The 12,225-nt window shown below is 60.3% G+C and carries 10 protein-coding genes; 1 reads left to right on the top strand and 9 read right to left on the bottom strand.

Annotated features, from left to right (window positions below):
• Nucleotides 1–45 precede the first annotated feature (45 nt).
• The 6 genes from Q7C20_RS11005 to Q7C20_RS10980 form a co-directional block, all read right to left on the bottom strand.
• On the bottom strand, nucleotides 46–375 hold the full coding sequence (locus tag Q7C20_RS11005; protein ID WP_078741804.1) for a hypothetical protein: 330 nt from the start codon (nucleotides 373–375) through the stop codon (nucleotides 46–48).
• Between the two features lie 545 nt (nucleotides 376–920).
• Nucleotides 921–1,766: an NAD-dependent protein deacetylase gene (locus Q7C20_RS11000; protein ID WP_375067279.1), complete on the bottom strand. Its 846-nt coding sequence runs from the start codon at nucleotides 1,764–1,766 to the stop codon at nucleotides 921–923.
• Nucleotides 1,767–1,774: 8 nt separating this feature from the next.
• Nucleotides 1,775–2,215, bottom strand: a complete 441-nt coding sequence (locus tag Q7C20_RS10995) for a CBS domain-containing protein (protein WP_375067277.1) — start codon at nucleotides 2,213–2,215, stop codon at nucleotides 1,775–1,777.
• A 132-nt stretch (nucleotides 2,216–2,347) separates the two neighbouring features.
• Nucleotides 2,348–4,297: a DNA topoisomerase III gene (locus Q7C20_RS10990; RefSeq protein WP_375067276.1), complete on the bottom strand. Its 1,950-nt coding sequence runs from the start codon at nucleotides 4,295–4,297 to the stop codon at nucleotides 2,348–2,350.
• Nucleotides 4,298–4,429: 132 nt separating this feature from the next.
• Nucleotides 4,430–6,052 (bottom strand): MFS transporter, encoded by a 1,623-nt coding sequence (locus tag Q7C20_RS10985; RefSeq protein ID WP_375067274.1) that lies wholly within the window; start codon nucleotides 6,050–6,052, stop codon nucleotides 4,430–4,432.
• A 65-nt stretch (nucleotides 6,053–6,117) separates the two neighbouring features.
• The gene (locus Q7C20_RS10980; protein ID WP_375067272.1) at nucleotides 6,118–7,764 is read right to left on the bottom strand and encodes a GMC family oxidoreductase; all 1,647 of its coding nucleotides are present in this window, start codon (nucleotides 7,762–7,764) and stop codon (nucleotides 6,118–6,120) included.
• 208 nt (nucleotides 7,765–7,972) lie between these two features.
• Here Q7C20_RS10980 and Q7C20_RS10975 point away from each other — a divergent pair, with 208 nt between their 5' ends.
• The gene (locus tag Q7C20_RS10975; protein ID WP_375067271.1) at nucleotides 7,973–8,869 is read left to right on the top strand and encodes a LysR family transcriptional regulator; all 897 of its coding nucleotides are present in this window, start codon (nucleotides 7,973–7,975) and stop codon (nucleotides 8,867–8,869) included.
• A gap of 289 nt (nucleotides 8,870–9,158) precedes the next feature.
• Here the strand turns inward: Q7C20_RS10975 and Q7C20_RS10970 are convergent, their stop codons facing one another.
• From Q7C20_RS10970 to Q7C20_RS10960, 3 genes are read right to left on the bottom strand one after another with little or no spacing between them, the layout of a single operon-like run.
• The gene (locus Q7C20_RS10970) at nucleotides 9,159–10,256 is read right to left on the bottom strand and encodes a DNA alkylation repair protein (RefSeq protein WP_375067269.1); all 1,098 of its coding nucleotides are present in this window, start codon (nucleotides 10,254–10,256) and stop codon (nucleotides 9,159–9,161) included.
• Nucleotides 10,257–10,274: 18 nt separating this feature from the next.
• Nucleotides 10,275–11,621 carry a glutamine synthetase family protein gene (locus tag Q7C20_RS10965; protein ID WP_375067267.1) on the bottom strand — a complete coding sequence of 449 codons (1,347 nt, stop codon included), beginning with the start codon at nucleotides 11,619–11,621 and terminating at the stop codon, nucleotides 10,275–10,277.
• Nucleotides 11,622–11,632: 11 nt separating this feature from the next.
• Complete coding sequence (locus tag Q7C20_RS10960) at nucleotides 11,633–12,190, bottom strand: helix-turn-helix domain-containing protein (protein WP_375067265.1); 558 nt, start codon at nucleotides 12,188–12,190, stop codon at nucleotides 11,633–11,635.
• Nucleotides 12,191–12,225: the final 35 nt, after the last annotated feature.

The following is a 12,225-nucleotide window of genomic DNA, read 5'->3' as shown; positions in this document are numbered from 1 at the left end:
CCCGCTCGAATAAGCGAGCGGGCTTAAATGTTTAATGCTGTGTTATCAGCAGTATCTATCAATCACTTTTACGCGCGACTGGCCGTTGAGGTGCTGCCACTCGTTATTAAGTGTGTGAAAGACCTGTTCGATAAAGTTGCGATCAGCCGCAGCCTTCTTGCCGACATAACCCTGGCCACGGCGGTACACCTTCAGGCGCGCTGCCAGCTCACGGTTATTGCGGTCAAATTCGGCTTCCTCGGTATTGGGCGCCAGGCAGTCAAGTTGCACTTCGCCCGATTTGCCAATCCACAGGACATGGTCGTCGAGAGTGTCTTTCTGCGCTGCGAACATCTCAGCCAATTCATCGATAGTGGGTTGGTTGTTCAGATTCATGTGTAAGCCCCTTGACCAGTTGGCGATCTATCAGTTGATTCGTTAGTACTGCTAAGTTGTCTCCGGTTGTGAAAACCGGGCGTCAGTAACGGTCTGCCGAGTACGGGCAGGGTCTTGAACCTGATGCATGTAGTCTTGTTGATGAGCGGCTACGTAATGATTTCATTAGCGAAGACAAGCAGCGATTGAGCCCCTTGTACCGAGCCTTGCGGGTCGGTCTGCTTCATCAATCTGCCTTGTGGGCAGTGCACATCCGGAAAAAACAGCTCGGCGGTCAGACGAGCTCTTTCAAAACGCTTGTTACCAACGCTCCCGATCCGGGAGACGTCTCGATAATGCAAGGTCAAAAAGATTACGTCAACGATTATGTAGTGATATTTTTTAAGCACTACATAAATTGTCGTGGGCGCGGGAGAATGCCGGAAAACGTGACTTGGGCGTCATTTTTTGGAGTGGACGGTCTGACTGTCGAGATCGCACATCCGACATAAATACCTGTGAAAGCAGGTAAGCCAGCTCCCACAGTTTGATTTGCGTTGTTCGCGCTAATGCAATCTTTCGACGAGTAAGGGCAGCAACCGCTCGCACGATGCCTCGATCTTCACCTGCAACAGCTCATCCCCGCGCGTCTTGCCGAGGTTGATGGCGACCACCGGTTTGCCTTGCTCAACCATCGCTTTGCACAGGCGAAACGCCGAATAGGCCATCAGTGAAGAGCCTACTACCAGCAAACCCTCTGCATGTTCCACCGCTGCCATTGCCTTGGCCGCCGTAGCTTGAGCGACGTTTTCGCCAAAGAACACCACATCCGGTTTCAGCCGTTGGCCGTTGCAATGCGGGCAGTGGGGGGCCTGGAAGCGCTCTTCAAATGCCGGATCGAGCAGCGTATCGCCGTCGGGCGCCTGTACGGCATCGACACCCGCCAGGTAGGGATTCTGATCCTCCATCACTCGCTGGATCAGGTCGCGCGTGCTGCGCTGCAGGCAATCCAGGCACAGCACCCGATGCAAGCTGCCATGCAACTCGATCACATCATGGCTGCCAGCCTGATCATGCAAGGTGTCGACGTTTTGCGTAATGAGCCCGGTGATGCGCCCACGTGCCTGCAGTGTCGCCAGCGCCAGATGGGCCGGGTTGGGTTGGGCAATACGCACCCTTGGCCAGCCCAGCATCGCCCGCGCCCAATAGCGGCGCCGTGCTTGCGGGGTGGCCAGAAACTCCTGGTACATCATCGGCGCCTTGCCCCGGCGCACGCCTTCGCTGTCGCGATAGTCGGGGATGCCCGACGATGTGCTGATCCCTGCACCGGTCAACACCAGAAAGCGCCGTTCGGCCATGGCCCGGTGCAGGGTGTCGAGGTGGTCCTCTTGATGTTCCAGCGTGTCGAGCATGGGTTCCCCTATTCGCCGCGAATGTATTGCTCCAGCTGTTTGATCAGGTCTGCCTGCTCGGCGATGGCTTCTTTCACCAGGTCGCCGATGGACAGCAGGCCCAGCAGTTGACCCTCTTCTACCACGGGCAAGTGACGCAGGTGACTGTCGGTCATGATGTTCATGCATTCATCGACACTTTTATGCGAATCGACGGTTATCACTGGAGAACTCATCACTTCATCGACACGCGTGGTAACCGACGAAAGGCCTTTGAGTATCAGTTTTCTGGCGTAATCCCGTTCGCTGATGATCCCGACCACCGCGCCTTCCTTGACGACCGGCAAGGCCCCGACGTTTTTCTCCGACATCCGAACCAGCGCTTCAAACACGGTGTGGTCCCATTGGATGGTATGCACGTCCTGATTTTTCTGGTCCTTGGATTTGAGCACTTGTGCAACGGTTTTCATGGCGGCCACTCCGGTGTTGTTGTTAGGAAGTCAGCGGGTCCCCTACAGAATCCTAGACGGCCTGCGCCGGAGCAAGGTCCAAAGCGGCGTTAAAACCGTCGAAAAACGTCATTCACCGGATTTTTTCGATGTTTACCCCGCACTTGTCGGTTTTTTGCCGCGCTTGGGGGCCGTTGCTGTCTTGCGCGGCGCGCTGTTGCGTTTCTTTTTCCACGGCGCGTTACCCCGACCTGCCGGGCTGGCGGGGCCGGTAATGGTCATGCGCATGCCGTTGCAGCGTGCCACTTGTTTGCTCATCCACGCCGCCTGTTTGGCGACAAATTCTTCCAGGCTCATTTCACCGCTTTGCACCATGTCCAGCGCCTGTTCCCAGATGGCGGTGGTGCCCGGGTCGGCGATGGCGCGGGGCACAGCATCGATCAAACTGAACGCTGCCGGGGTTGCCGACAATGCTTTGCCGTTTTTCACCAGATACCCACGGTCCAACAAACCCTGGATGATCCCGGCGCGGGTGGCTTCGGTGCCAATGCCGGTGGTGTCTTTGAGCTTTTGCTTAAGCAGAGGGTCTTCCACCAGCTTGGCCACATTTTTCATTGCCTTGATCAGGTCGCCTTCGGTGAAGGGCTTCGGCGGCTGAGTCCAAAGGTCTTTGAGATTAACCCTGGCAACGGCGTAATCCTGGCCTTGCACCAACATCGGTAACGCTTGCGGCGCTGGCGCTTCACGCCCCTTGGCCGGTGCCAGCGCTTCGGGCAATGCGCGTTTCCAGCCCGCTTCGATCACCACTTTGCCTACCGCGCGCAGTGCTTGCCCTGCGCAATCGAAATCGGCCTGGGTGCGGTCGTACTCATGGTTGGGCAGGAACTGCGCCAGATAGCGCGCCCGAATCAGCGTATACACCGCGCGATGCTTGCCGGTGAGTTGGCTGACATCCTTGCCGGCGCCGGTCGGAATGATGCCGTGGTGTGCGCTGACCTTGGCGTCGTTCCACGCTCGTGAGCGGCGCTGGGCATCGATATGGGGCATCAGCTCGTTCACCGCTGCGTCCGCTCGGCCCAGCGCGGCGAGGATTTTCGGCGCGTCGCTGTGTTGGCTCACGGGCAAGTAACCGCAGTCGCTGCGCGGGTAGGTGATGGCCTTGTGGGTTTCGTAGAGCGACTGGGCGATATCGAGCGTTTCCTGAGCGCCCAGGCCGAGCTTCTTCGAGCAGATCTCCTGCAAGGTGCCGAGGTCGAAGGGCAGGGGCGCCACTTCGCGCATGCGTTCAGTGCGCAGTTTTACCAGCCGAGCGGTGGCTGCGTTGCGCATCCCATCGGCTGCGTCGCGGGCGAGCTGCGGGTTGAGGCAGCGGCCCTGGTCATCACAGGCATCCTCGGCCGCGCGCCATTGGGCGGTGAAGGTCATGCGTTCGTGGCGCAGGTCCACATCAATCGCCCAGTAAGCCACAGGCACAAAGTCGGCGATGCTGCGATCGCGGTCTACCACCAGCCGCAATGTCGGGGTTTGCACGCGGCCCACCGGCAGTACGCCCTGGTACCCGGACTGTCGCCCGAGCAGGGTAAACAGGCGGCTCATGTTCATGCCGATCAGCCAGTCTGCGCGGGAACGGCCGAGTGCGGAGTGGTACAGGTTGAAGGTTTCGGCACCGGGTTTAAGTGCGGCCAGGGCCTTGCGGATGGAGGCTTCATCCAGCGCCGAGAGCCACAGCCGCTGAATTGGCCCACGATAACGGCAATGCTCGACCAGCTCCCGGGCGATCATTTCGCCCTCGCGGTCGGCATCGGTGGCGATCACCAATTCCTGGGCTTCCCCCAGCAGGCGCTTGACCGCCTTGTACTGGCTGGCCGTTTTGGGCTTGACCTGCATCTTCCATTTTTCCGGGACGATCGGCAGGTCGGCCAGTACCCAGCGTTTGTATTTGGCGTCGTAGGCGTCTGGCGGGGCGGTTTCCAGCAGGTGGCCGATGCACCAGGTGACGGTGACCCCGTTTCCCACCCAGCAACCGTCGCCGCGTCGGCTGGCGCCGAGCACGGCCGCGATATCCTTGGCCTGGGAGGGTTTTTCACAGAGGTACAGCCGCATGCTCAGCCCATTCGTTACACAGTTGAATGCAGAGCAGGATGGGCAAAAGAAGGGATTTGATCAACCATTATCTGGATGGATATACAGCAATTTGTGTGGGCCCCCACACAGGACAGGTGGGGGCAGCGCCGGTCAGTTGTTGTCGATATCCACCTGCCGGGTTTCTTTGAGGAAGAACAGCCCGACAATCAGGCTCACCCCGGTCACTACCACCGGGTACCACAAGCCATAGAAGATATCGCCGGTGTACACCACCAAGGCAAACGACACCGTCGGCAGGAACCCGCCAAACCAGCCGTTACCGATGTGGTAGGGCAGCGACATCGAGGTGTAGCGGATGCGCGTCGGGAACAACTCCACCATCAACGCCGCCAACGGGCCGTAGCACATCGCCGCGATGAGGATCAATGCCACGATCAGCACCACCACCATGACCTTGTTCACCTGAGCCACATCTGCCGAGGACGGGTAACCGGCCAGCGTCACGGCGCCGCGCAGCGCAGCTTCGTCGTAACCGTCGATCTGCACATCACCTACGCTCACCTGCACCGGGCTGCCCGCCGGGGCGGAGGCGCTGCTGTAAGGCAGGCCCTGCTTGACCAGGAAGGTCTTGACCCTGTCGCACGGGCTGTCAAATTTCGCTTTGCCCACCGGGTCGAACTGGAAGGTGCACGTGGCCGGGTCAGCCAGTACGGTAATGGGTGCCTGATGGGTAGCCTGGTCCATCGCCGGGTTGGTGTAGTGCGCCAGGCTTTTGAAGATCGGGAAGTACAACACAGTGGCCAGCAACAGGCCGAGCATCAGCACGGGTTTACGCCCGACCTTGTCCGACAGCCAGCCAAAAAATACGAAGAACGGCGCGCCAATGACCACGCTGATGATCAACAGCACATTGGCCAGGGCCGGGTCCATTTTCAGAAATTGCGTGAGGAAGAACAGCACGTAAAACTGCGCCGCGTAGAAAGTCACCGCCTGGCCGCCGTTGATGCTGAACAGCGCGATCAGCACGACTTTGAGGTTTTCCCATTTGCCGAAGGAATCGCGGATCGGCGCCTTGCTCGCCTTGCCTTCCTCTTTCATTTTCAGAAACGCCGGCGACTCGTGCAGGCTCATGCGGATCCAGGTGGAAATGCCCAGCAGCACGATGGAAAACAGAAACGGAATCCGCCAGCCCCACACTTCAAACTGGTCGCCGGTAAAATAGCGGCAGGCCAACACCACCAACAGTGACAGCAGTAGGCCGAGGGTCGCGGTGGACTGAATCCAGCTGGTGTGAAAACCGCGCTTGCCCGCAGGCGCATGCTCGGCCACATAAGTGGCGGCGCCGCCGTACTCGCCGCCCAGCGCCAGGCCTTGCAGCATGCGCAGCACAATCAGGATGATCGGTGCGGCAATGCCGATGCTGGCGTAAGTGGGCAACAGCCCGACGCAGAAGGTTGCGACGCCCATCAGAATGATGGTCACCAGGAAGGTGTATTTGCGCCCGATCATGTCGCCCAGGCGGCCGAACACCAGCGCGCCGAATGGCCGCACTACAAAGCCGGCAGCGAAGGCCATCAAGGCGAAGATGAACGCCGTGGTGTCGTTGACCCCGGCAAAGAACTGTTTGCTGATCACTGCCGCAAGGGCGCCGTAGAGGAAAAAGTCATACCACTCGAAAACCGTCCCGAGGGAGGAAGCGAAGATGACTTTCCTTGATTCGCTGCTGGTACTCGCGTTAATCGCTGAGCCCAGGGGTTGAGCGTGTTCTGACATCGGGTATCCCTCACAGTGATTATTTATTGTTGTTCCACTGTCGGCGCCGGGTGCGGCGCCGCTATTCAGATTGCATGAACCACTTCTCTCTCGGGGGCAAGATTCCTTGTGTTCGGCGACAGGATCAATTGCGCGGCTTTTTCGGCAATCATCAGTGTAGGTGAGCAGGTGTTACCGGACGTAATACGCGGCATCACCGAGGCGTCGGCGATGCGCAGGCCAGGTACGCCGTGCACACGCAGTTGCGCGTCGACCACGGCGTCCTTGTCGTCGCCCATGCGGCACGTGCCCACCGGATGGAAGATCGTGGTGCCGATGCGCGCAGCGGCTTCGTGCAGCTGTTCTTCAGTTTGCAGTGAATCGCCGGGCAGGTATTCAACTGGTTTGAACGCGCTCAAGGCCGGCGCGGCAACAATGCGTCGCGTCAGGCGGATGGCGTCGGCGGCTACCCGCAAATCTTCCGGGTGGCTGAGGTAGTTTGGCCGTATCAGCGGCGCATCTGCGGGGTTGGCCGAGCGGATATCAATACGCCCACGGCTCTGTGGGCGTAGGTCGCAGACTGATGCGGTAAACGCCGGAAACGCGTGGAGCGGTTCGCCAAAGCGTTCCAGGGACAGCGGCTGCACGTGGTATTCAAGGTTGGCCGAGGTCTGCTCCGGGCTTGAACGGGCAAATGCGCCGAGCTGGCTGGGCGCCATCGACAACGGGCCACTGCGGTCATACAGGTAGCGCAGGCCCATGCCCATTTTGCCGAGCATCGTCCCCGCAACCTGGTTGAGCGTGCGCGCGTTTTCCAGTTTGTAAATCAGCCGCAGTTGCAGGTGATCCTGCAAGTTGCCGCCAACCCCGGGCAGTTCGTGCAGCATATTAATGCCCAAGGGTTTGAGCACGCTGGCCGGGCCGATTCCCGAGCGTTGCAGAATGCCCGGCGAACCCACGGAGCCTGCGCACAGCACGATTTCCTTGCGCGCCTTCCACGTCACTGGCTGGCCTTGCTGACGCCCGACCACCGCTGACGCACGGCCGTTTTCGAGCAGTACGCGGTCGACGTCGACTTCAGTCAGCACCGTGAGGTTAGGCCGCTGGCGGATCGGCTTGAGAAATGCTTTCGCCGCATTCCAGCGCACGCCGGCCTTCTGATTGACCTGGAAGTAGCCGCAGCCTTCGTTATCGCCCTGATTGAAGTCGCTGATCGGCGCGATACCACTTTGCGCCGCGGCGTCACGAAAGGCGTCCAGGATCGGCCAGTGCAGGCGCTGTTGCTCCACGCGCCATTCGCCGCCGTCGCTGTGAAACTCCGACTCACCGGCAAAATGGTTTTCGCTCTGTTTGAACAGCGGCAACACGTCTTTCCAGGCCCAACCTGCATTGCCTTCGGCCGCCCAGCCATCGTAATCCCGGGCCTGGCCGCGCATATAGATCATGCCGTTGATGGAGGAGCAACCGCCGAGCACCTTGCCGCGCGGGTAACTCAGCGCTCGACCTTGCAGGCCTTCCTGGGCTTCGGTCTTGAAGCACCAGTCGGTGCGCGGGTTACCGATGCAGAACAGGTAACCGACGGGGATATGGATCCAGGGGTAATTGTCGCGGCCACCGGCTTCGAGCAGCAGCACGCGATGGGCGGGGTTGGCGGACAGTCGATTGGCCAGCAGGCAGCCCGCGGGGCCGGCGCCTACTACCACGTAATCGTAATCAGCAGCTGCAATGGGCATCTGGGGCCTCGCTTGTTTTTCTTATTGGCCCCATCCTAGTTGTTAGTTTTCGTCTTAAAAATGTTAGTTTTTACCCAGCTGCTGTGCGTTTTTAAACAGCACCCTCCAGACATTGAAGTGTGTGAGGTTTTCTGTGGCGAGCGAGCTCAGTTGCCACAGTTACGGGGCAGGGCGTTGGAAAGAGTGATGTCTTAGGGAGGGAGGCGGCATGTTCGACTGGAATGACCTGCGGTATTTTCTGGAGTTGCAGCGCAGCGGCCGCTTGCTCACTGCCGCGCAGCGCCTGAAAACCACCCACGCCACCGTGGCGCGGCATATCGAGGCCATCGAGAAAAGCCTGGGTACCGCGCTGTTTGTGCAGCACGCCCAGGGCTATGAACTGACCCCAGCTGGCGAAGCCCTGCTCAAACACGCCGAAGCCATGGAAAACGTCGCCTTGCTGGCCGAGGACGAACTCACCCATTCTGCCGCGCCACTGGGCAAGATTCGCTTGGGTGTGGCCGAAGGTTTGGGGGTGATGTTCCTCGCCAGTCGCATGGGCGGGCTATTCGAGCGCTATCCGGGCCTGGAAGTAGAACTGCTGGCCGTGCCGCGCTTTGTGAGCATCCTCAACCGCGAAGCAGAAATCAGCATCCACCTGGAACGCCCGAGCGTCGACCAACTCGTCACCCGCAAACTCACCGATTACCGCCTCGCGCTCTACGCCAGCCGCGCCTATCTGGACCGCAACCCGCCGATTGAAAAACGCGAAGACCTCGCTGCCCATGCCTGGATCGATTACGTGGACGACCTGCTGTTTAGCCAGGAACTGAAATTCCTCAGCAGCTTTTGTCGTAACCCACGGGTGGTGTTCCACAGCACCAGCGTGATCGCTCAGCACCAGGCCGCGCGTTCGGGGTTGGGCATCGCGGTGTTGCCGTGCTTTATGGCGGCGGGTGATGCGGACCTGGTGCCGTTGCTGCCGGGGGAGGGGATTTCGCGCAGCTACTGGATCAGCTCGCGCAGGGAATTGCACAAGTCAGTGCGGCTGCGGGTGTTGTGGGATTACGTGGTGGAGCTGTGCGCGCGTGAGCAAGGGTTGCTGCTCGGCGAGAAACCGAATTAAACGTGTAGACGCTGGTGTGCTTGGATAACCATAAGTCTCTAAAGACCTTTGGCTCAACACTCAAACCTCTTGTAAACAGGGCTATTGTGGCGAGCGGGCTTGCCCCGCGTTGGGCTGCGTAGCAGCCCCAGTAGAGAAGAATGCGGTGTTTCAGGTACTCCATCGGGGCTGGTTTTGGGGCCGCTACGCAGCCCAACGCGGGGCAAGCCCGCTCGCCACGGGCGACAGGCTTTAGTTTGGGTGGATACTTCCAGCTGCAAGCCAGCGGTTTATCGGGGGCGAGCTACCGTCAGTCCCGCAATTCGAATGCTGCACTGCCTAATCGCTCCCCGTTCACCATCACATGCACCCGATGTGTGCCGGGATAGTGTTTGCGCGTGGTCAGCTCGCGGATGTGTTGCTCGCGGCGAATGCTGTGATGCTCACCTGCATCGAGGCTGAAGGTCTTGAGCTTGAAGACTTTGGCGGCGCTGTGCCCGGCGCTTTTGACGTAGTCGATGGCGTAGTCCACCACCAGTTTTTGCGCGGTGGCGGCGGTTGACTCTAGGGTGAAGGAGACGCTGATCCGCTCGCCCAGGTTGATCACCGCTGGCGTAACTTGCAGGTGATGAATCTTCACCTCGGCCTTGGCCCCGGCGCCCATGATCGTCAGCGCGCGGGTGTTGCCTTGCTTGATCAGGCTGCGCAGCGCATGCCGGGCGATCCAGGCGGTGTGCGGGTTATCCAGCGACCAGCCCTCGATCAGGCTCAGCACCCAGTCCGGGTCATCCTTGGTGATGTCGTTGAGGTGGTTGGCCACCGACTTGCGCACGTACAGGCTGCTGTCGGCCTTGAGGTTATCGAGGATCGACGCGCACAGCTGCGGGTCGGCCTGCACTTGGGCGAGGCGAAATGACCACGGCAGCCGTGGCCGCGAGCCTTCGCTGGCGAGGCGGCGCACATGTTCGTTGGCATCCAGCGACCAGTCCTGCATCACTGCCAGGGTGCGTTTGAAGTCATGCAGCAGGAAATGGCGGATGGCGAATTCGGCGGAACCAAAGGTGGTGAAATACTTGAGTGCAGCCACCGAGCGCTTGAAATCGTCGCGACCGTAACTCGCCACGTAGTGCGGCAGGAACAGGCTGACAAAGGCGCTGTTCAAACGCGGCGCGAGGGCGTAAAGCCGCGTGAGGGTGTTCGGATAGTCCAGCGGCATTACCGCGTGCAGGCTCTCGCTGACCCGCGCCACGCGCTGCATCACCGACAACTCGGCCAGCCCGGCCTTGGCGTGTTTGAGGAAACCCTTGGCGTCGAATGCCGGGTACACCGCCGTCATTTCGGTGGCGATGTGTTGCAGGCGTTCGACGTTGAAGATTTCCTTGAGGGCCGGGGCGCTTTGGTCGGTCATCGGTGAGTCCAGGAGGCGTTAAAGAAACCAGCGATATTCCCGCGCATGGATCTCTTGCTGGAAGGCCAAGTGATCCTGACGTTTGTTCTCGCAGTACACGTCGACAAATTCGCCGCCCAGCTTATCGCGTAATACCGGCTGGTGCCTCATGGCGCGCACGGCGTCGAGCATGTCCACGGGGAAGTCAGTGCCGCTGTTGCGGTCTTCATTCAACGGTGGAATCGGTTCGCGCTTGGCTTCAAGGCCATGCTCCAGGCCAACGAGAATCGCAGCCAGCACCAGATACGGGTTGGCGTCGGCACTCGCCAGACGGTGTTCGATGCGCAGGTTACGCGGGTCGGACTCAGGGATGCGCACGCAAGCATCACGGTCTTCAAAGCCCCAGCTGGCGCGGGTGGCGGCGTTGACGGTGCCGCCCAGACGGCGGAACGCATTGTGGTTCGGTGAGAAAATCGGCATGCAGTGGGGCAGCAACTCCAGGCAACCGGCCACGGCGTGGCGCAAGGGTTGCTGCTGGTGCGCGGCGAGCAGGTTGTTGCCCGCACCGTCATACAGGCTGACATGCACGTGCATGCCGCTGCCGGGGTATTGCAGGTAGGGTTTGGCCATGAAGCTTGCGCGGTAACCATGCTTGAGCGCCACGCCGCGCGTGCTGCGGCAGAACAGGGCGGCCCAGTCAGCGGCGCGCAGGCCGTCGTCGAGGTGACCGAAATTGATCTCGAACTGGCCGGGGCCGATCTCGGCGGTGATCACCGTGATATCGATGCCTTGGTCTTTGGCGGTTTGCGCCATGTCGTCAAGCACGTCACCGAAGCGCGTCAGGCGCTCGATATGCAGGTTGGGCTGGTCGTCGGCATCCTCGCTCAGTGGGTCGCGGGCAAATTGCGGCAAGCCGTTGTCGAGTTTTTTGTCGAACAGGTAGAACTCCAGCTCGAACGCTACCACCGGGTGAATGCCCTTGTGCTGCAAGCGCTCCAGCACCTTGGCCAGCACTTCGCGCGGTTCGAATTCGATCGGTGCTTCGGTGCCGTCAGAGGTGATCAGCATCTGCCCCAAAGGTTGCGACTCCCAGCTCACCGGCTTCAACGTGCCCGGCACCAGACGGCGATTGGCATCCGGGTCGCCGTCGTTGAAGCAGTAGTCGCCGATCTTGAACAGCCCGCCCTGAGCCCCCAACAGCACGGCGTTTTGCGGCAGCTTCAGAGGGCTGCCGGCGGCGACTTTTTCGAGCATTTCCACCGGGTAGCGCTTGCCGTAAAAATGCCCGGGAATGTCCAGGGCGATCAGGTCGACATATCGCACGTCGGGGTGTTTCTGGCGAAAGGTCCGTACTTCGGCCAGCAACGTGGAGGAATGGCTTTTCACGGGTGTTGCTCCTAGTTATAAACCCACAGCACGCGGGTGGGCAGGTTGGTCAGGTTGGCGTAGCGGCAGTGGGCGAAACTGGCCAGGTGGAAGCTGTCGCCGGCGCAGAGCGTCACGGAGTCGGCTTCGCCTTCCACCCACAACGTCAATTCACCTTCGAGCACAAAACCGGCCTGTTCGGCGCGATCGCTCATGGTTTGCTCGCCACTGTTGGCGCCGGGTGCCAACAGGCTGTCGAGCATCGAGAAGGCACCGTTCATGCTCGGCGAGACGAGAATGTCGGTGATGCCGTTGGCGTAATACACCGTGCGCCGTTCGTTGGGGCGCGTGACCCAATCCACCGCCCTGGGCTTGGGCAGGCTGTAGAAGTAGGTGGTGGGCACGTCGAGGGCGTGGCTGATGGCGGTGAGGTCGGCCACGGTGGGGCGTGACAGGCCGCGCTCGACCTGTGACAAGAAGCCCACCGAACGCTCGATCTTCTGCGCGAGCTGGGCGAGGGTGAGCTTCTTGTGCTTGCGCAGGTCGTGGATCAGCACGGCCAGGGTCTGAAGTTCGTCTTGTTGATTCATGAAATTTATGTCGAATAATTTCATGAAAAATTACA

This window comes from Pseudomonas sp. AMR01 (assembly GCF_041946035.1).
GTDB classification, from domain to species: domain Bacteria; phylum Pseudomonadota; class Gammaproteobacteria; order Pseudomonadales; family Pseudomonadaceae; genus Aquipseudomonas; species Aquipseudomonas antarctica_B.
This window is presented reverse-complemented; position numbering and strand designations above follow the sequence as displayed.